The organism is Sphingobium tyrosinilyticum (assembly GCF_042654265.1).
GTDB classification, from domain to species: Bacteria; Pseudomonadota; Alphaproteobacteria; order Sphingomonadales; family Sphingomonadaceae; genus Sphingobium; species Sphingobium tyrosinilyticum.
In genome coordinates this window covers 101950-126355 of sequence record NZ_JBHSFZ010000003.1, presented here as the reverse complement: position 1 = coordinate 126355, position 24406 = coordinate 101950, and the positions used below count along the sequence as shown (strand labels likewise).

The 24406-nt window shown below is 62.2% G+C and carries 18 protein-coding genes and 1 tRNA gene; 9 read left to right on the top strand and 10 right to left on the bottom strand.

The genetic code is table 11. The features are described 5' to 3' along the window. Positions 1–7 precede the first annotated feature (7 nt). The 4 genes from ACFO3E_RS02340 to hflK form a co-directional block, all read right to left on the bottom strand. Positions 8–1636 (bottom strand): helicase HerA-like domain-containing protein, encoded by a 1629-nt coding sequence (locus ACFO3E_RS02340; RefSeq protein ID WP_380802194.1) that lies wholly within the window; start codon positions 1634–1636, stop codon positions 8–10. 114 nt (positions 1637–1750) lie between these two features. Then, the gene (locus ACFO3E_RS02335) at positions 1751–3262 is read right to left on the bottom strand and encodes a Do family serine endopeptidase (RefSeq protein WP_380802192.1); all 1512 of its coding nucleotides are present in this window, start codon (positions 3260–3262) and stop codon (positions 1751–1753) included. A gap of 141 nt (positions 3263–3403) precedes the next feature. Next, positions 3404–4252 carry a protease modulator HflC gene (gene hflC / locus ACFO3E_RS02330; RefSeq protein WP_066526880.1) on the bottom strand — a complete coding sequence of 283 codons (849 nt, stop codon included), beginning with the start codon at positions 4250–4252 and terminating at the stop codon, positions 3404–3406. Beyond that, positions 4252–5382 (bottom strand): FtsH protease activity modulator HflK, encoded by a 1131-nt coding sequence (hflK, locus tag ACFO3E_RS02325; protein WP_380802189.1) that lies wholly within the window; start codon positions 5380–5382, stop codon positions 4252–4254. Before hflK ends, hflC begins: the two co-directional genes overlap by 1 nt. 72 nt (positions 5383–5454) lie before the next feature. On the opposite strand from hflK, the gene ACFO3E_RS02320 reads away from it, so the two are divergent. The 8 genes from ACFO3E_RS02320 (at position 5455) to ACFO3E_RS02285 (ending at position 14488) form a co-directional block, all read left to right on the top strand. Beyond that, complete coding sequence (locus ACFO3E_RS02320; protein ID WP_380802186.1) at positions 5455–6414, top strand: Mrp/NBP35 family ATP-binding protein; 960 nt, start codon at positions 5455–5457, stop codon at positions 6412–6414. A gap of 69 nt (positions 6415–6483) precedes the next feature. Next, positions 6484–6918: a CoA-binding protein gene (locus ACFO3E_RS02315; RefSeq protein ID WP_380802183.1), complete on the top strand. Its 435-nt coding sequence runs from the start codon at positions 6484–6486 to the stop codon at positions 6916–6918. Positions 6919–6957: 39 nt separating this feature from the next. After that, positions 6958–9234, top strand: coding sequence for a xanthine dehydrogenase family protein molybdopterin-binding subunit (locus tag ACFO3E_RS02310; protein WP_380802280.1), 2277 nt, complete (start codon positions 6958–6960; stop codon positions 9232–9234). Between the two features lie 8 nt (positions 9235–9242). Continuing rightward, positions 9243–10214, top strand: coding sequence for a ferrochelatase (gene hemH, locus ACFO3E_RS02305; protein ID WP_380802180.1), 972 nt, complete (start codon positions 9243–9245; stop codon positions 10212–10214). Between the two features lie 30 nt (positions 10215–10244). Then, positions 10245–10967, top strand: a complete 723-nt coding sequence (gene phbB, locus ACFO3E_RS02300; protein WP_380802177.1) for an acetoacetyl-CoA reductase — start codon at positions 10245–10247, stop codon at positions 10965–10967. Then, the gene (locus ACFO3E_RS02295) at positions 10967–11245 is read left to right on the top strand and encodes a ribbon-helix-helix domain-containing protein (RefSeq protein WP_380802175.1); all 279 of its coding nucleotides are present in this window, start codon (positions 10967–10969) and stop codon (positions 11243–11245) included. The genes phbB and ACFO3E_RS02295 overlap by 1 nt, the downstream gene beginning before the upstream one ends. 77 nt (positions 11246–11322) lie before the next feature. Then, positions 11323–13689 (top strand): TonB-dependent receptor, encoded by a 2367-nt coding sequence (locus tag ACFO3E_RS02290; RefSeq protein WP_380802173.1) that lies wholly within the window; start codon positions 11323–11325, stop codon positions 13687–13689. A gap of 115 nt (positions 13690–13804) precedes the next feature. Continuing rightward, on the top strand, positions 13805–14488 hold the full coding sequence (locus ACFO3E_RS02285; RefSeq protein ID WP_380802170.1) for a Fe2+-dependent dioxygenase: 684 nt from the start codon (positions 13805–13807) through the stop codon (positions 14486–14488). Between the two features lie 15 nt (positions 14489–14503). Here ACFO3E_RS02285 and ACFO3E_RS02280 read toward each other — a convergent pair whose 3' ends face one another. From ACFO3E_RS02280 to ACFO3E_RS02255, 6 genes are all read right to left on the bottom strand, one after another. Then, positions 14504–15376 carry an FAD:protein FMN transferase gene (locus ACFO3E_RS02280; protein WP_380802277.1) on the bottom strand — a complete coding sequence of 291 codons (873 nt, stop codon included), beginning with the start codon at positions 15374–15376 and terminating at the stop codon, positions 14504–14506. Between the two features lie 95 nt (positions 15377–15471). Beyond that, positions 15472–16344, bottom strand: coding sequence for a DUF4198 domain-containing protein (locus ACFO3E_RS02275; protein ID WP_380802167.1), 873 nt, complete (start codon positions 16342–16344; stop codon positions 15472–15474). A gap of 11 nt (positions 16345–16355) precedes the next feature. After that, positions 16356–16877 (bottom strand): DUF2271 domain-containing protein, encoded by a 522-nt coding sequence (locus tag ACFO3E_RS02270; RefSeq protein WP_380802164.1) that lies wholly within the window; start codon positions 16875–16877, stop codon positions 16356–16358. Between the two features lie 18 nt (positions 16878–16895). Then, a complete protein-coding gene (locus ACFO3E_RS02265) occupies positions 16896–17534 on the bottom strand; it encodes a PepSY-associated TM helix domain-containing protein (protein WP_380802161.1) in 639 nt (212 codons plus the stop codon). Between the two features lie 269 nt (positions 17535–17803). Beyond that, complete coding sequence (locus ACFO3E_RS02260; protein WP_380802158.1) at positions 17804–22474, bottom strand: NAD-glutamate dehydrogenase; 4671 nt, start codon at positions 22472–22474, stop codon at positions 17804–17806. Between the two features lie 269 nt (positions 22475–22743). Further along, positions 22744–24018, bottom strand: a complete 1275-nt coding sequence (locus tag ACFO3E_RS02255; protein ID WP_380802155.1) for a PAS domain-containing protein — start codon at positions 24016–24018, stop codon at positions 22744–22746. A 185-nt stretch (positions 24019–24203) separates the two neighbouring features. Between ACFO3E_RS02255 and ACFO3E_RS02250 the strand changes: the two genes are divergently transcribed. Then, positions 24204–24279, top strand: a tRNA-Thr gene (locus ACFO3E_RS02250). The last annotated feature ends 127 nt before the right edge of the window (positions 24280–24406 follow it).

The following is a 24406-nucleotide window of genomic DNA, read 5'->3' as shown; positions in this document are numbered from 1 at the left end:
CCACGCCTTATTTGAACAGGTTGCCCAAAATGCCGCGAACCAGTTGCCCGGCCAAGCCTCCCGATGAACGACGGCTCGACCCGCCGAAGACGGCGCGGCCAAGTTCATTGGCCACCTGCCGTCCCACAGATGATGCTGCAGAGCGCGTGGCCGACTGTACTACCCGATCAAGGGAAGAGGGCTTTTCTGCCTCCCGAGCGGCAACTGCATCACGCTTTGCCTGCTCCCTCAACTCCGCTTCGCGCTGCTTCGCCTCAAGCTTCGCCTGGGTGGCGGCAGCCTTGTCAGACGCCTCCTTGGCTTTTGCAGCCTGCACTGCTGCGGCGGCGGCCTGACCTCGGGCGGCGAGGATTTCTTCTGCGGACTCCCGATCAATCGCCTCGTCATATTTGCCCGCACAGGGTGAAATAGACTGGATGATGGCACGTTCCTTCGCATCGACCGGTCCCAAACGGGAGCGCGGCGGCGCGATAAGGGAGCGCTGGACGATGCCGGGTGATCCATCCTCCTGCAACAGCGAAACCAGCGCTTCGCCGATCTTCAGTTCGGTGACCGCGGTCTCGACATCTAGATCTGGGTTGACGCGGAAGGTTTCGGCCGCAGCCTTGATCGCCTTCTGATCGCGCGGAGTGAAAGCGCGCAGGGCGTGTTGAACGCGGTTGCCAAGTTGCCCTGCCACGTCCTCGGGAATATCGATCGGGTTTTGAGTGACGAAATAGACGCCGACCCCCTTCGACCGGATCAGGCGGACGACCTGCTCGATCTTGTCGGTCAGCGCGCCGGGCGCGTCCTCGAACAAGAGATGCGCCTCATCGAAGAAGAAGACCAGCACCGGCTTGTCGGGGTCGCCAACTTCAGGAAGCGTCTCGAACAGCTCACTCAGCAGCCATAAGAGGAAGGTGGCGTAAAGCTTTGGGCTCTGCATCAGCTTGTCAGCCGCCAGGACATTCACATATCCCCGGCCCCGATCGTCCGCCTTCAGGAAATCATGAATGTCGAGCGCCGGCTCTCCAAAGAAGTGCGCGCCGCCCTGGCTTTCCAATTGCAACAACTGACGCTGGATTGCGCCGACGCTCGCCTTGGTTACATTGCCGTAGCGGGTTGATAGCTCATCGGCATTTTCCGCGCAGTAGGCGAGCATCGACTGAAGGTCGCCAAGGTCAAGCAGTAGCAACCCTTCCTCATCGGCATATTTGAAGGCGATGGAAAGCACGCCCTCCTGCGTTTCGTTGAGGCCCATCAGGCGGGCCAGCAGCAGCGGGCCCATCTCGCTGACGGTGGTGCGGATCGGATGTCCCTGCTCGCCATACAGGTCCCAGAAGATGGCGGGATTGTCGGCGTAGCTGTAATTGTCGATGCCGATCTCTTTCGCACGGGCCACCAGCTTGTCGGCATTTTTCGCAGTCGGCGATCCGGCCATCGAAATGCCCGACAGGTCGCCTTTCACATCGGCGAGGAAGACAGGTACGCCGCGCGCGGAGAAACTTTCGGCGATCCCTTGCAGCGTCACTGTCTTGCCGGTGCCCGTGGCGCCTGCAATCAGGCCGTGTCGATTGGCTCTGCGCAGATCCAGTGTCTGAGGAATGCCGCCATCCTTGCCGGGTGCGCCAAGGCCGATAAAAATGCCGTCGCTCATTGCGTCATGCTCCCCAAAAGCTTCGGGCCGCGCCCGCCGGAGTCTGCCTGCACTCTAGTGGTGAGACAGGGCTTCCGGCAAGCGCGGCCCGTAACGATCCGCGATTCGAGGGGTTTATTTGTTGCGTAGGCGCACCGGCAGGAAAACGGCGGGCTGGCCACGGCGCAGAACCTGTAGCAAGATCGCATTGCGGCCCTGCGAGGATACTTGCCGTACCGCCGCATCCAAATCCGCCTGACTTGCGACCGGACGGTTGTTCGCGGTGATGATCACATCCCCCCGACGGAGGCCCTTTGCGCCTGCATCAGTCGAGGAATCGACCGCCGTAATGACAATGCCGCGCGTGTCGGCGGCTATGCCCAGCTGGCGGACGATGTTGGGGGTCAGCGGGATAGCTGAGATGCCCAGCGACTGCTGTGTCGCTTGGCCACCACCGGATTGATCGTCCTGTTGCTGGCTGAAGTCGTCATCCTGCTGCTGGGCGAAGCTGTTCAGCTCATCCTCAGAGGGGCGTTCGCCGACAATCGCCGTGACAGTCTGGCGCTGACCATTGCGGAGCAGCACGATCGGCACGCGCGACCCGATGGGCTGTGACGCGACGATGGACGACAGATTCTGGTCCGGCGTCACTTCCTGACCGGCCACGCTGACGATCACATCGCCAGCCTTGATCCCGGCCCGATCTGCCCCCTTGCCAGGTTCGACGCCCTGCACGAACTCGCCCCGATTTTTGGCAAGGCCCAGGGAGTCTGCTAGATCTTCGCCCAGCGGGCTGATCTGGATGCCCAAATAACCGCGCTTCACGCTCTGACCCCGGCGCAGCGTATCGACGATCGGCGCGGCCTGTTCGGACGGGATGGCGAAGCCGATGCCGACATTGCCGCCCGAAGGAGACAGGATCTGGCTGTTGATGCCGATCACATTGCCGCGCATGTCGAACATCGGGCCGCCGCTATTGCCCTGATTGATCGACGCGTCGGTCTGGATGAACTTGTCATAGGTACCGCCGGTGCCGCGATGGACGGCGGAGATGATGCCCGCCGTAACCGTGCCTGACAGAGCGAAGGGATTGCCGATAGCGATCACCCAGTCGCCGACGCGCGCTTTGGTGCTGTCGCCGAACTTGACGAACGGCAGCGCTTTCTTCGGCTCAATCTTCAGGACCGCGATATCGGTCGCGGGATCGCGGCCGATCAACTTGGCGGGATATTCCTCGCGATTAGTGAGGGTGACGGTGATCGAATCCACAGATGCGCCTTCGGCACCGGCCGATACGACATGGTTGTTGGTGACGATATAGCCGTCTGCCGAAATGATAAAGCCGGAGCCGAGTGACTGCGCTTGGCGAGTCTGAGGCTTCGTGCCCTGGCCTTGGCCGAACAGATCCCCAAAAGGAGTGCCCGCAAACGGGTTCTGCACCTGAACTCGCTGCCGTGTCGAAATGTTGACGACTGCCGGCTGCAGCTTTTCAACCATGTCGGCAAGGCTGGCGGGCGCGCCAGCTGGAGCAGCGGCCTGCATCCCTTCATTCTGCGCGATTTGCGCGCCGACATTCGGGCTGGAGGTGACAGCGATGGCGGTGCCACCGAGCAGCAGGGCGCCGGTAAGGGCATAAGCGTAACGCACTCGTGACGGTCCTCTCGTGAACTTGGCAAAGGAAAGGGCGGGACTCTGCGGGAGTCGGATGCGCCGCCCATCCTTAACCCTCATTGAATGACGCTGGTTCCGAAATGATCTATAGTCTTGTTTTCCGGGATTTTGCGCCGATCACTGCCTCCCCTGAAACTGCTTCAGGAAATCATTGTCTCGCGACAACAGCATCGTCGTTGCCCCTTGCCGATCCGGCGCGAAGGTGAAGCGATACGCCTGCATCGCCCTGTAGAAATCGTAGAATTGCGGATCCTTGCCGAAGCTTTCCGCATAGATGCGGGCGGCATTGGCATCAGCCTCCGCGCGGATGATCTGCGCCTGCTTCGCGCCCTGCGCCCGGATCGTCAGCGCTTCTTGCTCGCGCGCCGTGCGCATACGAGTGAAGGCGCTTTCCAGCGGGGCGCCATCGGGCAAATCGGCACGCTTGATCCGGACATCGACGATCTGCGCGCCATATTGACGGGCCACGCGGTTAAGCCCGGCCTCGATATTGTCCATGACCTGCCCGCGCTCGGGCGAGAGCAAAGCCGCAAAGGGTCGTTTGCCCAATTCATTGCGCAGCGCCGATCCCAGGATCGGCCGCAGCGCGTCCGACACGCGCTCCTCATTACCTGCGGCGATATACATGCGCAGCGGATCGACGATGCGATAGCGGGCAAAGGCATCTACCTGCAGCCGTAGCTGGTCGGTGGACAGCACCTGCTGCCGCTCCATTTCGACGGACAGGACGCGCTTGTCGATCCAGACGATCTGGTCGATGAACGGCCAGCGAAGGATGACGCCCGCGCCAGTTTCGCCGAAATCTTCCTTCGGGCGATAGCGGTTGACGATCTTCTTGGGATCACCAAAGCGAACGATCACGCCCTGCTTCGTTTCTGGGACGATGGCGACCGTGCTGCCGATGAGCAGCAGCAGGGCGATCACGGATAGGGCGAGCGCTACAGGATGGCGGACAAGCGTTGGCATCACTGACCCTCCCCGGTGGTGGCGGGGCCAGAAGAGGCGCTGGCCCCTTGGGCGCGACGCTTCAGTTCCGGGAGGGGCAAGAAGGGGGTCACATTCCCGCTTTCAATGATCGTCTTATCGACGTTGGACAGCACGCCCTCCATGGTTTCATAATACATGCGGCGGCGTGTGACGTCTGGCGCAAGCCTATATTGTTCATAAACCTTATCGAATGCCGCAGCTTCGCCTTGAGCCTTGGCCGTCACCTGCTGAGCGGCCGCACGCGCTTCGTTGAGATAGGTCTGCGCGGTCTGCTGGGCGGCCGATACGGCCTTGAACGCGTCGTTGACCGCCGTGGGCGGATCAGCCTGTTTGATGGCGACGCCCTGCACGCGGATGCCGGACCTATAGCCGTCCAATATCTCCTGCATGCGCTGCTCGACTTGCTGCTCGATCTCCGTGCGGCCTGCGCCCAGAGCATCGTCCAGACTGACGCTGGCGACCACGGATCGCATCGCGCTTTCCGCGACTTCGCGCACCGTTGCGTCCGGATCGGACAGTTGGAACAGATAAAGCTCGGGATTGCGAATATTCCAGCGCACCGAATAAGCGAGGTCGATAATATTCTGATCGCCGGTCAGCACCAGATTTTCGCTCTGCGCGCTCGGCGACCCGATGTCGATGGCGCGGATTTCCTCAACATCGACGGTGGTGACATTTTCGAACGGCGCAGGCAGCGTCAGGCTGATGCCCGGCGACAGGGTGCGGCTATATTTGCCGAGTAGCGTCACCACACCCCGTTCCTGCGGGCCGACACGGTGGAAGCAGGTCAGCACCAGCCACAGGACTACAAGGATGCCTACGGCGGCAGGCCAGAGCGTCTTTCCGGTGGGGCGGGGAGGCAGATTGCCGAAGCCGCCACCGCCGCCACCCTGGCCGAAGCTTTCGCGGCTACGGCGCAGCAGTTCCTCAATAGCCGAAGGGCCCTTGCTGCCCGGAGAGCGGCCCGGCTGCGTCCAGGGGTTGCGCGGCCCGCCGTCGCCACCCTTGCCCGAACCGTCACTGCCGTCCGGGCCATCGCTTTTGCCGCCCCAGGGACCCTGGACCATTGCGTCAACGATGCCAGGCATCCACCCGAAAATTCTCTTCATTTCGTCTCTATAGGAAGGCTGGGGCGTGAAAAACAGTGCCATCGCAACGATTATTGCCTAGGAGGCGCTGTCATGACCGATCTTGAGAGTTTCGCCGCGCGCCTGAAGACATTGACTGATGGGCGCGCCAGCACGCCACGGGTGAAAGATGGCGTCATGACCCTGGCGCTCGATGTGGGCGGCCTTTCCGCTGAGCGGCGCGATGCCGTCGCTGCTGCGATCAGGGAAGGCGGCTTATCGGTGCCCGGCGTGCAGGATGTACGCATCGCGATGACCGCCGAGCGCAAGGCGCCCAGGATCATCGCGGTGGCGTCGGGGAAGGGCGGTGTGGGCAAATCTACCCTTTCCGCGAACCTTGCCGTGGCGCTGAGGCGCTTGGGTTTCGCAGTGGGTCTTGTCGATGCCGACATTTACGGCCCCTCGCAGGCGCGGCTGATGGCGAGCGAGGAGAAGAAGCCGCAAGCGCGCGAGAAGCAGCTTATCCCCGTCGATAGCCCCTTTGGCGTGCCGATGCTGTCGATGGCGCATCTGGTGGAGCCGGGCAAGGCGCTCGCCTGGCGCGGTCCGATGGCGGGCAACGCGCTGTCGCAGTTGATCGATGCCGATTGGGGTGAGGTCGAACTGCTGGTGGTGGACATGCCGCCCGGCACGGGGGACGTTCAGTTGTCCATGGTTCAAAAGCATAAGCCGGTGGGAGCGGTGATCGTTTCAACACCGCAGGATCTGGCATTGATCGATGCGACCCGCGCAGTGAGCCTTTTTGAACAAACGCAGGTGCCCCTGATAGGACTCGTCGAAAATATGGCGGGCTATAGTTGTCCGCATTGTGGTGAAATTTCCGATCCCTTCGGCTCGGGTGGAGCGGAGGCGGCCGGTTCGGCGATGGGCATGGCCTTCCTTGGGCGTATACCCCTCGCCATCGATATACGCCGCCGCTCGGATGCAGGTGCCCCCCCTGCGTCGGGTGACGACGCGTCGGGCAAGGCTTTCCTCGCGATTGCAGAGAAGGTGGCGGCCTGGCTGCGCGATTGAGGCAGGCCGTGGGAACGGTTTGATGCTATTCCGCGTCTGTTTGGTTCCGGCCATCAAGGGAGCATGCTCATGCCGCTAACCCAGCCACAGGATATTGCTGACCTGCTTCAGGAAACGCGTACCATCGCGTTGATCGGCATTTCGGACAGGCCGAACCGGCCAAGCTATGGCGTGATGAAGTTTCTTCAGGACCATGGCTATCGGGTACTGCCAGTCAATCCCCAGATAGCGGGGGAACATGTGCATGGCGAATTCGTCTGGGCTCGGTTGGCGGATATTGGCGTGCCGATAGATATGGTCGATATCTTCCGGCGGAGCGAGGCAGCGGGAAAGGCGGTGGACGACGCCATAGCGGCGGGAGCCAAAGCAGTTTGGATGCAACTGGGCGTTGTCAACGAGGCTGCCTCTGCTCGCGCGGAAGCAGCCGGTCTGAAGGTGGTGATGGATCGCTGCCCGGCAATCGATATTCCTCGTTTCAATATCCCGCCGATAGGCGCGCATTAGCGCTTTTCAGTCGCGCCAAGCCTCATTATCAGCATGGTCATGGGGCGCGTACCGCGAAAGGCGGCAAACCGTAGGAAACAGGTCGGCGGCGTCAATCGCCGTACTCTGTTGGTGGGCGCCGGGGCATCGGCAGGGTTGCTGCTGGCGTGGGGGCTCTGGCCCCGCACCTATCGCCCCAATCTCAACGCTGCGCCCGGCGAGACGGTTTTCAACGCCTTCCTGAAGATCGACAAGGCCGGGCGGATCATTGTCATCGTGCCGCAGACTGAAACGGGCCAGGGCGTGACGACGCTGTTGCCGCAAATTCTTGCTGACGAATTGGGCGCTGACTGGCGAACCGTCGGTGTACAGAGCGCTCCTATCAGTCCGCTCTACGCCAACAGCTTGCTGGCAAAGGAATGGCTTGCGAGCGATTGGTCGCGTCTGGCGGGGGAGGCGGGCGAATGGGCCATTGACCAATATGCCACGCGCCGGGCACTGATGTTGACCGGAGGGGGCACGTCGGTGCCGATGTTTCACGACGCTTACAGGGAAGCTGGCGCGGCGGCGCGCGTGCTTCTGTGTCAGGCTGCGGCTGCACGCTGGGACGTGCCCTGGGAAAGCTGCGACATCGACAATGGCATAATTTCCGATGGTGGTCAGCGCACGCTCAAGATCGGGGAGGTGGCCGCAGAAGCCGCTGATTTCGACTTGCCGGACATATTGCCGTTCCGGCAAGGGCAGACCGACAGACTCGCCGGACAAGACCTGCCCCGCCTCGACATCCCATCAAAGATCGACGGCAGCCATAATTTCGCGGCAGACATTCGCTTGCCCGACATGCTGTTCGCCTCCATCCGTCAGGGGCCGATCGGCAATGCCCTACTCAAAAGCGTCAATGAACAGGCCGCCAAATCCGTTACCGGCTTTCTCAAGCTGGTGCGGACGGATCGTTGGGTAGCCGTGGTCGCCACGAACTGGTGGGCAGCTAACAAGGCTCTGGATCTTAGTGACCCTGTTTTCGAACTGGCAGGAGCGCCGGTCAGTAGCGCCAGCATCGATGTGGCGCTCGAAAGGGCGTTTTCAGGTTCGGCCGGCCAGCGCCTTTACTCGCAAGGCGATCTCAAGTCTCTGTTCGACAACGCCACCATCCTCGCCAGCGAATTTAGCGTTGCGCCTGGCCTTCACTTGGCGCTTGAACCCATGTGCGCGACGGCTCGCATTGGCGATGGCGTCGCTGAGATATGGATGCCGACGCAAGCGCCTGCCCTCGCACGGGCGGCAATCGCAGGCGCGCTTGATATGGCCGAGCATGAAGTTACCCTCTATCCGCTTCATGCAGGTGGCTCCTTTGGCCGAAAGATGGATTTTGAAGCGGGCGTTCAGGCCGCGTTGATCGCCCGGGACATGGGGCGTCCGGTGCAGTTACTCTGGTCCCGGCTGGAGGACGTCGTTCAGGATCGGCCAAGCGCTCCGGCGCATGCGCGGATGGCGGCAAAGCTCGGCCGCAACGGCGCCATCGAAGGCTGGCTCGCGAAGGTGGCGGCTCCTTGCGCGATGACCCAGACATGGGACCGGATCGCCCATCACAAGTTGCCGCACGAAGCGAGCCGAGACTCTGCCGGTGCGTCCACGCGTTTGGCGGTGGCTGGGATGGAACTCCCCTATGCGCTCCCCAATTGGGCAGTGGATCACTATCCTGCTTACGCCGGTCTCTCGCTCGGCTTCACGCGCGCCAACGCTCATCTGCATGGCGCCTTCTTCACGGAAAGCTTCATCGACGAATTGGCGCATCAGGCCGGGATCGAAGCCTTGTCCTTTCGCATACAGATGCTGGGGGGCAATCCTCGGCTGGCGCACTGCCTGACAACCGTCGGCGCGATGGGTGGCTGGCAGGGCGGTATTGAAGGAAGCGGCCAAGGGCTGGCGGTCCATGAGATGAGCGGCGCTTATGCGGCCGTCATGGTCGAAGCCGCCCTTGATGGCGGGAAGCTTAGCGTTGGCCGGATCGTCGCGGCGGTCGATGGAGGTGAACAGGTCAACCCGGATATCGCGCGCCAGCAGGTGGAAAGCGGCCTCATCTACGGACTGGCGCTGGCTATGGGCGCATCGGTTCCCTATGCCAGGGGTATGCCCACTCGCGCGATCCTTGGACGTATGGGGCTTCCCCGCTTGGCAGATATTGGGGAGGTGACCGTCGAGCTCATCCGCAGCACGGCGCGCCCGGCGGGGCTCAGCGACATCGGCGCTCCCCCGGTTGCTCCAGCGATCGCGAATGCGCTTTTTACCGTCACCGGACAGCGTTTTCGCCAGCTGCCGATCCTGTCCAGGACATGATATCGAATATGGATAAAATCGGCATCCTCCTCCTCAATCTGGGCACGCCTGACGCACCGGATGCCGCTTCTGTGCGCCGCTATCTGAAAGAATTTCTCTCGGACCGTCGTGTCGTGGAAATTCCGCAGCTGATTTGGCAGCCGATTTTGCGCGGCCCCATTCTGCTGACTCGTCCTGCCAAATCGGCCAAAGCCTATAAGGAAGTCTGGCTGGAGGAGGGGTCGCCGCTCGCGGTCAATACCCGCGAAACGGCGGTCAAGTTGCAGGCGTTGGTTGGCCCGGATGTCTCCGTCGATTGGGCGATGCGCTACGGAAAGCCCTCAATCGCCGACAGGTTGAGCGAGATGGTCGCCGCCGGGTGCGGTCGTATCCTTCTGGCGCCGCTCTATCCCCAATATTGTGCAGCGACGACCGCGACTGCACTGGACGCCTGCTATGCTGCGCTCGCGGGCATGCGCGCCCAGCCAGCCATCCGGACCCTGCCGCCTTATTTTGCAGACCCCGCCTATATCGAAGCGCTGTGCACTTCGACCGTGCGGCAGTTGGCTGAGCTGGATTTCACCCCTGACCTGCTGGTTGCCAGCTTTCATGGCATGCCGGAACGGACACGGACGTTGGGCGATCCCTATTATGACCAGTGCCTTGCCAGTGCGCGGCTGCTGGGGAACGCGCTGGGCCGGGAGGTGCGCGTTTCATTTCAGTCACGTTTCGGACGAGCCAAATGGCTCGGCCCGGCGACAGATGAAAGCTTGCGAACACTGCCGGTGAAGGGTGTGAAGAAGGTCGCTGTTCTTACCCCAGGCTTCTCGGCGGATTGCCTGGAAACGCTGGAAGAAATCGCAATGCGAGGTCGCGAGGAGTTTTTGGCGGCGGGCGGTAATAAATTTGCCCATTTAAGCTGTTTGAACGCCTCCCCAGAAGCTATGAATCTTTACCGCGCTCTAGCCATCCGTGAACTGGTGGGGTGGCTGGAGACTTAAGTTTCGTCCATTTGAACAGGAGGGGCTGATATGAGCAGAGTTGCTATCGTCACCGGCGGAACACGTGGCATCGGGGAAGCGATCAGCCTGGCCCTCGAGGAACAGGGCTTCAGTGTCGCCGCCAACTATGCAGGCAATGATGAGAAGGCACGCGCTTTCACTGAAAAGACGGGGATTCAGTCATTCCGTTGGGACGTAGGTGATCATCAAGCTTGTCTGGAGGGGTGCGCAATGGTGGCCGAGATACTCGGGCCTGTCGATATCGTCGTGAACAATGCGGGCATTACGCGCGACGGCGTTCTCGCCAAGATGAGCTTTGACGATTGGAACGAGGTGATGCGCATAAACCTTGGTGGATGTTTCAACATGGCCAAGGCGACCTTTGGAGGCATGCGAGAAAGGGGTTGGGGCCGGATCGTCAATATCGGGTCGATCAATGGCCAGGCCGGTCAATATGGGCAGGTCAACTATGCTGCCGCCAAGTCGGGGATTCATGGCTTCACCAAGGCGTTGGCGCAGGAGGGCGCAAAATATGGTGTGACCGTCAACGCGATCGCTCCGGGCTATATCGACACTGACATGGTTGCCGCAGTGCCTGCGGCTGTGCTGGAGAAAATCGTCGCAAAAATCCCCGTCGGCCGCTTGGGCCATGCCGAAGAGATTGCACGCGGCGTTGCCTTCTTCTGCAGTGACGATGCGGGCTTCGTCACGGGCAGCACCCTGTCCATCAATGGCGGCCAGCACATGTATTGATGAGCGATGTTCCTGTGAGCGGTGCTTCGGGGACGGACGCTGCATCGCCCTTCGGGCCGCCCGTCAAGCGGAGCGTGACGATCGCGGGCCATCAGACCGCGATCAGCCTCGAGCCTATTTTCTGGGCCGCTTTACGCGTTGAGGCGGTTCGCCAAGAACTGCCCATAAACGCCCTTATCGCGCGTATCGACCTGGACCGAATGTCAGCTGATCCGGCTCCAAATCTCGCCAGCGCCATCCGCTGTTGGCTGTTCGATCGGCAGGCCCGCCGCAAGTGATAAGAATTATTCGCAATAGCGTTGACAGTAAGAACGATTCGCAATAGCACGCCCCCAGCAATGAAGGGGGTTAATCCATGTCTGCTCATGCGAAGTCCGCATCTTTTCTGGCGCTGAGCTGTGTCGGCGCAATTGTCAGCACGCCCGCCGCAGCGGTTGAAGCTGCTGCTACCGTTGCAACGCAAGATTCGATCGTGGTGACCGGCAGCGTCTATGCTGATGAACTGGTCAACCCGAAGAATACAGCGCCGCTGGTGGATACCCCGCAAACCATCACCATCATTTCGGATCAGACGATCAAGAAGCAGAATCTGCTGACCCTGCGTGACGTTCTATCGACTGTGCCGGGCATTACCTTCGGCGCAGGTGAAGGTGGTGGCGGCTATGGCGACAGCATCAACCTGCGCGGTTATTCCGCCAATAATGACATCACTCAGGATGGCGTTCGTGACAGCGCGCAATATAGCCGCACCGACCCGTTCAATATGCAGCAGGTCGAAGTCTATAATGGCGCCAATTCGGTCTATAACGGCTCCGGCTCGGTAGGCGGGACGATCAATCTTGTATCGAAGACGCCTCAGCCCGAAAATCTGACGATCGCCGAGGCAGGCATCGGCACAGACGATTATTATCGCGCCACGATCGATACGAATCAGCGGGTCTCAGACTTTGTCGGCCTACGCCTGAACGCCATGTATCACCGCAACGACATGCCTGGCCGCGATGTAGAACGCTTCAAGCGGTGGGGGATCGCTCCCTCCATCAAGCTGGGGGTCGATGGACCGACCAGTCTGACACTCTCCTATTTCCACCAAGAGGACCGCAACACCCCCGTCTATGGTGTTCCCTATGTGAAGAACGCCATCAATGACGGACCGCTTCCGGGCGTGGATGACAGCGACTATTTCGGTATCGCCAATCTTGATCGGCAGAATGTAAACATCGATCGGTTTACTGCAATCTTCGCGCATGAGTTCAGCGATGCAGTGTCGATCCGGTCGCTGGGCCGTTGGCAGCGCGTGCACCAATATAGCGTGACCAGCGCGCCGCAGGGCACCTTCTGCCTGGCGAACGGAGTGCAGCCGATTACGGGCACGAACCTGCAGACAGCGGCAGCGTGCACCGGCGGTATGGCCGCGGGCACCTACCGGCCGTCGGGCCCACGCGGCCTTGTGCGTGATCAGATCAACGATCTTCTCTACAGTCAGACTGATTTGCGGGTTGTTACGGGAGAGGCGGGCAAGCTGCTTAATACGCTGGTGGTCGGCTTTTCGGCAATGCAGGAGGATTATCAGCTGACCACGGCAAATCTGCTTCGGGATGCACAGGGGAATGTGCTGGCGCAGCCGGATATAAGTCTGTCCAATCCGAATACGATTTGGACGGGTGCCACTAACTACATCGTGTCCGGCAACAGCTATGGCGACAGCCGTAATGTCGCGGTCTATGCTTTCGACACGTTGGAACTGGGCAAGTTTGAGGTGAACGGCGGCGTACGCTATGAAAATGCCCGCAATATCTTCCGCGCCGATACCGTGGCTACCCCGGCGTCGGGCGGCGCAACGACCACGGGTCCGCGTCAGCGCAGCCAAGACAACCTCTTCTCTTATCGTATCGGCGCGGTGTTCAAGCCCGCTGAACATCTGAGCTTCTACGCCGCCTTTGCCAATAGCAAGACGCCCTCATCAGCCACAGTGCGGGCCGGCTGCACCAGCGGTTCAGCCGCGACCTTATCAGATTACTGCGATGTGGCGCCGGAGACTGCGCGCAGTTATGAAATCGGCGCCAAGGCCAATCTGATGGGCGGTAAGCTGCTCGCAACGGCGGCGCTTTTCCGCAACGAGCGTACCAATTATCGCGTGTCGAGCAACGACCCAGTTAACCCTACACTACAGGTGCTGGACGGCCATTCCCGAGTGAATGGTGTTGCGCTGGGCCTGACCGGCAACATCACGCCAGAATGGCTGATCTTCGCCAACTATACCTATCTGGACAGCAAGATCGTCCAGGGGACTTCCGACAGCTGCGTCGCCAATCCGCGAACGGCCTGTTCAAACAGCGTCGTCCTGCCCGATCCATCAAAGGGTGACCACCTCATCCAGACGCCGGAGCATTCGGGCAGCATCTATACCAGCTACCGCCTGCACTTCGGCCTCGAGCTTGGCTATGGGGTCACCTATCAGGGTAGCTTCGCGCTCAATCAGAGCAACCTGTTCAACCGCACCCAATATCGGTCGGATGATTATTGGGTGCACCGCGCTTTCCTCGCGTGGAACTTCAACAACGGACTGACAGCGCAGCTGAATGTCCAGAACCTGTTCGATAAGAAATATTATACGGGTATCCGCAACAATATCAGCGCTACGAACGGCGTAGTTTCGGGCGGTTGGGTGACGCCGGGCGAAGGTCGAGCCGCGCGACTTAGCCTTTTCTACAGCTTTTAAAGTAAGTTGACGGCGCCTCCCCACCGTCCCTTGGGGAAGCGCATTGAGTGGCGGGCAACCGGCGATCCTCCTCGGGCCGGTTGCCCGCCATTTTCATGAGCGATAGAGGTGCGACATGCTTATCGCCGTTCCTAACCTACTCGATGCCACTGCCGTTGCCTCCGTTCGCGCTTTGATCGATGCCGCTCAATGGGTTGATGGAAATGTGACATCAGGCCATCAGTCCGCATTGGCCAAGCGGAACATGCAACTGCCAGAGGATGCGCCCGAGGCACGGCAGGCGGGACAGATCATCCTGGATGCTCTTGGCAAGTCGCCGATGTTCATCGCGGCTGCCTTGCCGCTGAAGATATTCCCGCCACTCTTCAACAGCTATGCGGGCGGGCAGGCGTTTGGCGTACATGTCGATAATGCTGTGCGGATACAGGCCGGCACGGGGTTCCGTGTACGATCCGACCTGTCGATCACGGTCTTCCTCGAAGATCCGGAAAGCTATGATGGCGGCGAATTGACGATCGAGACCAATTTCGGCGTCCAGCAGGTGAAGCTCCCGGCCGGGCATGCGGTACTCTATCCTTCCTCATCGTTGCATCGGGTGGAACCGATTACCAGCGGACGGCGGGTAGCGAGCTTTTTCTGGCTGCAGTCGATGGTGCGCGACGATGCTGCCCGGCAGATGCTGTTCGATCTCGACAGTAGTATCCAGGCGCTGGCCGCCGAGCTTGGGCATGACAATGGGCAAGTCATCCGTTTGACGGGTCTGTACCACAATTTGCTGCGGCGATGGGCGGACGCCTGAGCGCGTCTAAGTCGGTCATTCCACCATCGCGACCAGAGCAGGGGTCATATATTCTTTTGCGCCTTGCGGGGTGCGAAGGACAAGATGGGCGGCAAGGTTTTCGCGCGTGGCGAGGGTCATCCCGCGTTCGGGTCCTGCTACGGTGATCGCGGTGGCCCAAGCGTCAGCCAGCATTGCGGTTTCATGCAGGACGGTGACTGACGCGACATCATTGCCTACCGGGCTGCCGGTTGCCGGATCGATGCTGTGCGACATTAGCCGGCCGCCTTCATTGCGAAAGCGGCGATAATCTCCAGAGGTCGCTGCGGCGAGATTGCATAGGGCGATGCGCAGCACCGGGATAGTAAGGCCGGGCGGTGCTTCTACATCGACCCACCAGGGTTGCAGATCGGGTCTCACGCCTTCGCCCCGCAACTCGCCGCCAATTTCGACAAGGAAGTTGGGCACGCCCAAATCGCGAAGAGCTTGGGCGACGGCATCGACGGCGAAGCCCTTTGCGATGCCGGAAAAATCCAGCGCCACATCTGCGAGCCGCCGCGCCTTTCCGCCATTGATCTCGATCTTGGTCCAAGGAGAAACGGGGGATTGCAGGGTGAGGGGGCCGGTGATGCCCGACGGGCCAAAGCCCCAGCGTTCGACCAGGCGGCCGACTGCGGGGTCGAAAGCGCCGCCAGAAAGACGCGCGACGTCGAGTCCCGTCCGCAGGACCGTCATCATGTCGCAGGGCAGCGCGGTCCAGGTGCCGACAGGCTGGGCGTTGAAGCGGCTGATGTCAGACTGCGCTTCCCAATTGCTCATCTGCGCTATGACGCGAGCGAGTACGTCGCCGATCACGGCGGCGCATCCGGAGGGCGCATCGACGATGCGCGCAGACCAGCTGGTGCCCATCGTGGGTCCGGATAATTCGGTGACCATGCCGGCCCGGTGTCGCCCGGCGAAGGTGCCGGGCGACAGGTGGGTGGGGATAGCTATACGGAGCCCCGTCAGGGTGCGAGCACTTCCAGCGTGGTGACATAAGAGGCGCGACGCTGAGGTGGGGTAGCGGGGCGCGCCGCCTGCGGGCCGCTCGCGCTGGGCTGGCCAGCACCCGGGCTGCCTTCGCCGCCTTCGCGCCCGCCCCCGATGCTGGCGTTCAGCCAATACATGCCGGGCTGCGGCCAAGTGATGGAGAGCTTGCCGTCCTTGCCGGTGGTCAGGTCCTGCTGCCCAAGCGCGTCGCGATAGCGGATGCCCCCGGGAATGACGGTGACCTTGAGGCCGGCGGCAGGCTTGCCATCCAGCAGGAACTGGAAGGTCGCCGCTTCGCCCGAGACAAGGTCATTGGGATGAGTGACGGGCACCAGTTCGATGCCGACGCCGGTGGACTTGAAGATAGTGGCAGTAGGTGCGCCTAGGGTCAGGAAAATCTCGTTCCGGTTGGACGCTTCGGCGGTCTGGACGTTGGTAGCGCCTGCGGGAATGGCGGCGGCGAGATTGTCCTTGGTGGTTCCGCGGGGCAGGCGCTTGATCTCGCCATTCAGCGTGTAGCTGCCCATGACGCCAGTGGAGACGCTGGCCACGCGGTAGGTGCCGGGCTGTGTCAGATGGACATCGAAGGTTGAGCGGTACTTGCCGGTGGCGGCGTTCTCAATCTTGCCGTCCGAGCCGTCAGGTTGCGTAACGGTGACATTGTCGATGCGCATCGGCATATGTTCGAAGTAGAAAAGATCGTTCGACACCGCTGCATCGACGGTGACCCAGCTGTCGGTTCCCGACAATGTCGTGGAAGAGGGAAGCATCCATTGGCGGTGCGCCTGAGCGGCTCCGGAAGCCATCAGGGCGGCGAGGGCGCCTGCGATCAGATATTTGGCTTTCATGATAATCCCCTTTATTTGCCGAAGCTGAGGCTGACCGCCCCCAATTCAGTGCTGCCCTTGGCGCGGATAACGGCGCCGGGCTTGGGCGGCCAGTTGAAGGGCAGGCGGACCAGTTCGCGGCCGCCGACTTCGCGGGCGGCTTCGACGACGAGTGTGTAGCTGCCCGGCGACAGCGGACCCAACGGACCTTTTCCTGCGGTGAAGGCGATCTTCTGGTCGCCGGGCGCGCGCGTGGCGCCGGTGATGCCGTCGGCGGGGAAGCTCATGGAACGGCCCGAGGTCCGCCACCATTGGCGGACGTCGCGGAGCCATTTGGTGCCTTCGCCCTTCGCCTTATCGACATCGTACCAGACCGACAGGGTGCGAGGCGTTGCGCCTTCCTTTTCGAGCCAGATTGCGACGTAGGGGCGGTGATATTCGGCGACCGGCAAGCGGGGAATGGCGACGCTGACACTGAGTGTCTGGGCGGTGGCTGGCATGGCTGCGCCGAGCGCTGCGCCGGTGCCGAGGATGAGTTTATAGCCACTTGGCATCGCTGCTGTTCCCCTGAATTAATGAATGAAAAGAAGAATTAAAATGGTTGGGATGATGAAGCCCGCCCCGACCAGGGGCCAGGTGCTGCGGCGCTTGGCGGCGTGGAGCTGGAGGAGGAGCAGGCCGGTCATTGCGAATAGGAAACAAGCGGCGGCGAAAATGTCGATGAACCATTTCCAGGCGGCGCCGGTATTGCGGCCCTTGTGGAGGTCGTTGAGATAGCTGATCCAACCACGGCTTGTGCTTTCGCTGGTGAGCTGGCCGCTCTGCCGGTCGATCGAGACCCAGCCGTCGCCGCCGGGGCGAGGGAGGGCGAGGTAGATTTCGTCCGCGGACCATTCGGCCTCGCCAGCGACGCGAGCGCCGATTTCCTTTTCAACCCAGGCGGCGATAGGAGCGGGAAGGGGCTTCTTGCTGTCGGGAGCGTTATCCGGCGCGACCTGCGTGCGCAGGGCAGCGGGCAGGGTTGCGGACTTTTCAACCGTCTGCGGAGAGCCCTCCACATCGGCGGCATGGTTGAGGGTGATGCCGGTGAAAGCGAAGAGCAGCAGGCCGATAAGGCTGATCGCGGAGCTGATCCAATGCCAGCTGTGCAGTTGCTTCAGCCAGAAGGCTTTCTTCTTTTTCTTGGGCTGAACGCGAACGGGAGCGTGCATGGGTTGGATCGGTCCTGGCAATGACGCGTCCGCATAACGCGAACGACTCGCAATTGCAAACCGAGGCGCCGGGAAAATTGTATCAAAATGTATGGGGTGATGCCTTGTGGGGACTGTTTTGAGGCCCTTGTCGGATCGGCTCTTATTGAGGAGAGGAGCCCTTCGACAGGCTCGGGGCGAACCGAGGTGAGGAGCGGGGTCTGTAATGCCCTGCCTAGAGTTCGCGGTCGAACCGTCATTCCAGCTTTTGCTGGGATGACGGGTGGGCGTTATTTGGCGAGGAGCCCTCTTGCCTGCCCCGCTATTTCGGCGAGCATGGCCACATTGGGGGCTGCGGCGGTCTTGGCGCGTTGAACCAAGGCGCGGAATTGATGGATGCGGGGCTGCTTTTCGGCGAGCCAGGCGTCCACATGGGCGATGATATCCTTGCCATGGCCTTTGCCGCCCTGCTCCAGAAAGTCGAGCCGGACCTGCTGCATGTCGCGGGCGACACCTGAGATGAGCAGTCTTTCCCAAGGATCGGAGGGGGTCATTCGCGCGGCGGTGGATTGGACCCAGTCGATGCCGACCGCTTCGCCCAGATGGGTGAAGGCGCGCGTCAGCGCGACTTCATCGACCTTCAGCCGTCCGGCAAGGGCGGCGATGCCGACCGCGCCATCGAGCTTGAACAGGCCCGCCGTGCGGCGGACGAGATCTTCCGGCGCGCCGAGGATGAGCAGGCGATCAACCACGGCGTTGGTTCGACGCAAGGCTTCGCTGGTGAGCAGGTCATCGACTTGCGTAGCGAGCTTTTCGACGCCCTTCGCCAGCATGGCATGGCCCGCGCCGGGAAGCGTGCCAGCGGGCAGGCTGCGCAATATATCGGCGATCTGCGCCCGGACGCCGCTCGCTATATCGGCGAACAGCGCAAGCCGCGCGGCTTCGGACATATCGGCGGCGTCGATCGCCGCCCAGAGCGTGCCGATGTCATAGAGCCGTTCGGCAATCAGGAAGGCGCTGGCGAGGTCGGCGAGCGAGCAGCCTTCCTCTTCCGTCAGTTCGAATGGGTGGATGAGGCCGAGGCGGTTGACGATACGGTTGGCGACCTTTGTTGCGACGATCTCCTTCGCAAGCGCATGGCCGGCGATCGCGTCTGCCTCTTTCTTCCGCATCGCAGGCGGGAAAGCGGCGGCCAGTTCGGCAACCATGGTGGGATCGGAGGCAGGCGCGCCATGTTCGATGGCGTCCTGCAGTGCGAGTTTGGCGGTCGAGAGCAGCACCGCGAGCTCGGGGCGGGTGAGGCCAAGGCCGTCTTGCCCGCGGCGGAGCAACTGGTCGTTGGAGGAAAGTCCTTCGACCTGACGGTCCAGCCTGCCGCTTTCTTCAAAGGTTTCGATAAGACGAACATAGCTGGCGAGGTCGGCAGCGCCGCCTGTTTCGGCGATGGACAGGCCCAGAACCTGGAGGCGATTATCCTCCAATACGATATCGGCGACGGCGTCGGTCATGCTGTCGAGCAGCTTGTTGCGCGCGTCGAAGCTCAGCCGCCCTTCGATCATTTCCTTGTTGAGGGCGATCTTGATGTTCACTTCATTATCCGAGCAATCGACGCCCGCCGAATTGTCGATGAAGTCGGTGTTGATGCGGCCGCCGCGCAGCGAAAAGGCGATGCGCGCGGCCTGGGTGACGCCCAGATTGGCGCCTTCACCCACGACCTTGACGCGCAAGTCCTCGGCATTGACGCGCAGGCGGTCATTGGCGGGGTCGCCGACGTCGCCCTGGCTTTGGGAAGCGGCCTTTACATAAGTGCCGATGCCGCCGAACCAGAGGAGATCGACGGGGCTTTTGAGGATCGCGCCGATGAGCGCTGCGGGCTCCATTTCCGTGTCGGTCACGCCGAGGATGGATTGGACCTGCGGGGTGAGCGGGATGCTCTTCAGCGTGCGCGGATAGACGCCGCCGCCTTTGGAGATCAGCGATTTGTCATAATCTTCCCAGCTCGACCGGGGGAGTTGGAACAGGCGATTGCGTTCTTCCCAGCTCTTGGCCGGATCGGGATCGGGATCGAGGAAGATGTGGCGATGGTCGAAGGCCGCAAGCAGCCGGATCGACTTGGACAGCAGCATGCCATTGCCGAACACGTCACCCGACATGTCGCCGCAGCCGACGACGGTGACCGGCTCGCTTTGCACGTCGATGCCCATTTCGGCGAAATGGCGGCGGACGCTGATCCACGCCCCGCGCGCGGTGATTCCCATCGCCTTATGGTCATAGCCGTGCGAGCCGCCGCTGGCGAAGGCATCGCCCAGCCAGAAGTCCTGATCGAGCGCGATGGCGTTGGCGACGTCGCTGAAAGAGGCCGTGCCCTTGTCGGCGGCGACGACGAAATAGGGGTCATCGCCGTCATGGATGACGGTTTGCGCGGGATGCCGCACCTTGCCGCCGACAAGATTGTCGGTCACCGACAGCAGGGCGCGGATGAAGATGCGGTAGCTTTCCGTTCCTTCCGCCATCCACGCGTCGCGATCGATCTGCGGGCTGATCAGCTGCTTGGGATAAAAGCCGCCCTTGGCCCCGGTGGGAACGATGACGGCGTTCTTGACGCGCTGCGCCTTCATGAGGCCGAGAATTTCTGTGCGGAAGTCGTCGCGACGGTCGGACCAACGGATGCCGCCGCGCGCGATCGGCCCGGCGCGCAGGTGGATGCCTTCGACCCGAGGCGAATAGACCCAGATTTCGCGCCAGGGCAGCGGCGCAGGCAGACCGGGGATTTGCGCACTGTCGAGTTTGAAGGCGAGCGCCTCGGCCGCGGCGTTGCTGAAGAAATTGGTGCGTAGCGTGGCGGTGATGACGGCGCGCAGCAGGCGCAGCACGCGGTCCTCGTCGATGGCGCTGACCTTTTCCAGGCCGGCGTTGATCGCGGCCTGCGCCTGCTCGGCGCGGGCGGAGCCATCCTTGCCGGCGGGATCGTGCAGCGCTTCGAACAAAGTGATGAGCTGACGCGCGATTTCCTGCTCGCGCCGCAGCGTTTCGGCGAAGGTCGCCATGCCATAGGCCATGCCGGTCTGGCGCAGATAGCGGAAGAGAGCGCGGAACAGAACGACCGCCCGAGGAGCGAGGCCCGCGGTCACGATCAGTTCGTTGAAGCGGTCATTTTCCGCCCGGCCTTCCAGCACCTGGGCGATGGCTTCGGTGACGACGGAAGCGCGCGAGACCACGGCTTCCCCATCACCGCCAGCAGGCAGTTCCAGGACGAAGCGCTGGACGTGGCCCTGCGCGCCATTGTCGATCGCCGTCGTCATTTCATCGATGACGCGGAAACCGAAATTCTCGAACGCCGGGACGACTTCCGAAAGGGCGATTACGTGTTGGCTGTAGAGTTTCAGCCGCAATTGTTCGGGCGTGTCTTCGCCATTCCGATAGATGCGGATCGATTTGTCGCCGGGGCCTGCAAGACCGTGCAGCAGGCGAATGTCGATCGCGGCTTCGGCGGGGCCTGCGCCGTTGCGGTAGGCCATGGGGAAGCCGGGTGCGTAACGCTGGGCAAGGGCGGCGGCGCGGCCAGCTTCTTCTGTTTCCGCAAGCGCCTCCTCTACGGCGGGGAGCCAGCCGCGCACCATCTGCTTGAGCTGCCGGTCGAGCGGCGCTTCGTCGGGCACCACGCCGCCGTCGCGCAGGTCGAGCGTTATGCGGAGCAGCGCAAGGCCGCTTTCCTCCAGTGCAATGGACCAGCTGAGCACCGGCGCCTTGGCGGCGTGGGAGAGCATGTCCTGAACGGCGACGCGGCGGGCGGTGGTCAACTCTTCGCGGGGAAGCCAGGCGAAGGCGTAGAGGTGGCGGGCGAGCGCGCTGGTGCCGAGCGCCAGCTTCGGACGCGGCCGATCGGTGAGCGACATGAAGGTGAGCGCCAGCCGCTCCAGCGTTTCATGATCGAAGCCGATCAATATGTCGTGGGGCAGGGCGGTGAGCGCATGGGCGAGGACCTTGCCCGCATGGCCGCCGGGGTCGAAGCCGAACTTGTCCATCAGCGCAGACAGGGCCGAGCGTAGCAGCGGCACCTTGTCGGGGCTGGCGGCGAGTGCGGCGCTGGTCCACATGCCGGTATGGATCGACAGGGCGGTGACTTCCTTGCCCTCCCGCACGGGCACGATGATGAGGTCGAGCAGCACGGCGCGGTGGACGCGCGACAGATGGTTCGATTTGATGATGAGCGGGTTGCGCTTACCCTCCTCGAACCAGGCGAAGGCGGCTTCGAGCGAGGCGGGGGACAGCAGCGGGGCTTCCTCCAGCTTGCAGATGCCGAGCTGATCCTCCGCGGAGCCGTCGCGGCGGCGGCGTTCATGGCCGGTCTGGGTGAAATGACGGGCGAGGAACCAGCGGAGCAGGGCGGCGCCTTCGCCATCAGGGATGGCGTCGGCATCGCGGGCCATGGCGTCACGCATCTTCGGCCAGTCGGCGACCGCGACGCGGACGTCGGCCAAGGTTTCGCGCAGCGCCTTTTCCAGTGCGCGGCGGCCCCTGGCATCGGCGCGGTCCGCCTCGATATAGATCAGGGATTCACGCCGGGCACCGGGGGCTTCATCGTCGAGGATGGCGGTAAGCGTGCCGTTCTCGCCGCGATCGACCGACAGGACGGGATGCAGCAGGCGATGGATGGTGATGTCCTGAGCGGCGAAGACATTCGCGATCGAATCCACCAGGAACGGCATGTCGTCATTGATGATCGCGACCCGCATGTAGCGGCCGGTTGCGCCTTCCCCCAAAGTTTCGATAGCGATGGCGAGTTGGCCGGGTTTACGCGCGCTGGCGGTGCGGCCCAGGAAAGCGGCGGCGGCCGATGCGGCGTCATGATCGAAATCGTCGCTCTCGCCTGGAAGCGCGCCTCGCTCAAGCGCCGCCTCCAGCGCCTGGCGGATCGATGCATCGACTTTCTTGGTCTTGGGCTCAGCCAGTGCCGTCATGCGTAACCTTCTCCCGGTGCGGGATTTTCCCGCTTCTGCTTGAACGGAGAAGACGCTGGAACGCCGCCATGCGACTCCTCGGCTATACCGTTTCTTATGCGCTACCGCCCGATAAGGCTCAACATGGAGTTGGAAATAAAGTTACGTATGATCGAAATAAAATGATGGGGCGCGGCATGAGAAGCGGTTCTCATGGCGTAACAGCCGAGCCCGGAGGATGATCCCGTTCTGGCGCGGCGCGGCGGCCGTTCCTGCCGATCCGGCGGGGATCAGCCTGCGGCGGCGGCGATGACGCGCTGGCCGAGGTCCGAACCGTCGGGCAGGGCGCCTACGATCGCGATCGTGCCGTCGGCTTCACGCCGGGCGATGACGACGGCCAGGCCATCGATGTCGGTGGGAATGGCCGCGGGGTCGATCGGCGCGGCAGCCTTCAGCGCGGCGCGGGCGCTCTGGCGCGGGTCCGGGCGGTCGGGCAAGGCGGCGCGGCGCTGAGCGCGCTCATCGCGCACAAGGGCCTTTAGACCGCCGGGATATTGGTCCAGATAATCGCCCAGCGCGCCGAGGCCTAGTTCGGCAGCCTTCGCATGTTCGAGTGCGGTCGCATATTCGGTGATGCGCGTCTTGTCATAGGTTGAGCCGAAAACCAGCTTCACCACGGCGGTCAGCGGGCTGCGTGCCTGCGCCTTGATCCCGGCGTCGGCCAGCATCTCAGAATAGTCATCAGGGGCGGCTTCGGTCATCAGCGCGAAGTCATAAGCGAGGCCGATGGCACGGTAGAGCGCGCTGTGGGTGCGCGCTTCGCTGGTGCGGGCCTGTTCGGCGCCGTCGCGGGCAAGAGCCAGCCAGTCGGCAAGCGGGGCGTCTTCTGCTGGGCTTTCCATGCCGGCAAGATCCAGCGTATCGCCATCTTCACCTGCAGCCGGACCGTCTGCCCAGATCGGCGCGACATCGCGTGGCTGAGCGCTGCTGCGCAGGGCGGCATCCACCTCACGGCCAAGTTCGTCCGCTACCGCCTGGCTCGCCAATTCCTTCCAACTGATGACGCCGAAAACGAAATCGATCGTCTCCCCATCGGAGGAGAAGGGCATCAGGATGCCGCGATAGAGGATATCCGCGCCGCGTTGGTTGACGAATCCAGCCTCGAAGCCGATCGGCGCGGCGTTGGCAATGATCTGGAGATAATGGTCGGTCAGTCGCGACAGCAGCGAGCGGGAGGGCACATCGTTGATGAACTGGATGGCCCCGGTAACTTCGCACTCGCGGCGCAGCGCCGTGCCGAGATAGACGACCGCAGGATTGTCGAGACCGGTGCTGAAGTCGAGGAGGACGCTGTTGGGACCGAAATCTTCCAGCTGATCGGGAGACAGGTCCTCGATCGAGGGAAGCGCGCGGTCGCTGAGCAGGGACGCCCAATAATTATAGGCGCGGACCTGCATGCGCCGCTCGTCGGAGCCGACACTGGGCGGCGCTTCGATCGCCCCGTTATCGGCATAATCGAAATCATCCTGTTCGTTGGAGATTTCCTGCCCCCGCAGAGTGTCCATCCGGCCGGTCCTTAACCCAGTAGAAAAGCTTTCCTGAGAATCGACACTGCCATGGGATGGTAAACATGCTGTGAAGAAGCGATCGCGCGAATGACGGCGCTTGGCGAGGGCTTCGCGAAAGTGATGCGCGAGGATGCATTGCCCGCTTGTCCTGCGCATCAACCGCTGTTATCTGGCCCCCGAGCGCCGCTTTAGCTCAGTTGGTAGAGCATCGCATTCGTAATGCGGGGGTCACAGGTTCGAGTCCTGTAAGCGGCACCACGCATATTTCATTTCCGCCTTGTCGTGGGTGGATGATTTTGGACCTCTCCAGAATCGCGCAGTTCCCCGCGCTTTGGCAGGTGGTGCCCAAAATCCGTGGTCGCTGAGACGCAATTCCCCGGCCAGA

What these genes read in the sequence shown, in the direction of transcription:
- hflK (WP_380802189.1), bottom strand. Translation starts at nt 5,382, where the DNA reads ATGAAGAGAATTTTCGGGTGGATGCCTGGCATCGTTGACGCAATGGTC.
- ACFO3E_RS02265 (WP_380802161.1), bottom strand. Translation starts at nt 17,534, where the DNA reads ATGCACGCTCCCGTTCGCGTTCAGCCCAAGAAAAAGAAGAAAGCCTTC.
- ACFO3E_RS02290 (WP_380802173.1), top strand. Translation starts at nt 11,323, where the DNA reads ATGTCTGCTCATGCGAAGTCCGCATCTTTTCTGGCGCTGAGCTGTGTC.
- ACFO3E_RS02270 (WP_380802164.1), bottom strand. Translation starts at nt 16,877, where the DNA reads ATGCCAAGTGGCTATAAACTCATCCTCGGCACCGGCGCAGCGCTCGGC.
- hflC (WP_066526880.1), bottom strand. Translation starts at nt 4,252, where the DNA reads ATGCCAACGCTTGTCCGCCATCCTGTAGCGCTCGCCCTATCCGTGATC.
- ACFO3E_RS02255 (WP_380802155.1), bottom strand. Translation starts at nt 24,018, where the DNA reads ATGGACACTCTGCGGGGGCAGGAAATCTCCAACGAACAGGATGATTTC.
- ACFO3E_RS02280 (WP_380802277.1), bottom strand. Translation starts at nt 15,376, where the DNA reads ATGGGCACCAGCTGGTCTGCGCGCATCGTCGATGCGCCCTCCGGATGC.
- ACFO3E_RS02285 (WP_380802170.1), top strand. Translation starts at nt 13,805, where the DNA reads ATGCTTATCGCCGTTCCTAACCTACTCGATGCCACTGCCGTTGCCTCC.
- hemH (WP_380802180.1), top strand. Translation starts at nt 9,243, where the DNA reads ATGGATAAAATCGGCATCCTCCTCCTCAATCTGGGCACGCCTGACGCA.
- ACFO3E_RS02340 (WP_380802194.1), bottom strand. Translation starts at nt 1,636, where the DNA reads ATGAGCGACGGCATTTTTATCGGCCTTGGCGCACCCGGCAAGGATGGC.
- ACFO3E_RS02260 (WP_380802158.1), bottom strand. Translation starts at nt 22,474, where the DNA reads ATGACGGCACTGGCTGAGCCCAAGACCAAGAAAGTCGATGCATCGATC.
- phbB (WP_380802177.1), top strand. Translation starts at nt 10,245, where the DNA reads ATGAGCAGAGTTGCTATCGTCACCGGCGGAACACGTGGCATCGGGGAA.
- ACFO3E_RS02320 (WP_380802186.1), top strand. Translation starts at nt 5,455, where the DNA reads ATGACCGATCTTGAGAGTTTCGCCGCGCGCCTGAAGACATTGACTGAT.
- ACFO3E_RS02310 (WP_380802280.1), top strand. Translation starts at nt 6,958, where the DNA reads ATGGGGCGCGTACCGCGAAAGGCGGCAAACCGTAGGAAACAGGTCGGC.
- ACFO3E_RS02315 (WP_380802183.1), top strand. Translation starts at nt 6,484, where the DNA reads ATGCCGCTAACCCAGCCACAGGATATTGCTGACCTGCTTCAGGAAACG.
- ACFO3E_RS02295 (WP_380802175.1), top strand. Translation starts at nt 10,967, where the DNA reads ATGAGCGATGTTCCTGTGAGCGGTGCTTCGGGGACGGACGCTGCATCG.
- ACFO3E_RS02275 (WP_380802167.1), bottom strand. Translation starts at nt 16,344, where the DNA reads ATGAAAGCCAAATATCTGATCGCAGGCGCCCTCGCCGCCCTGATGGCT.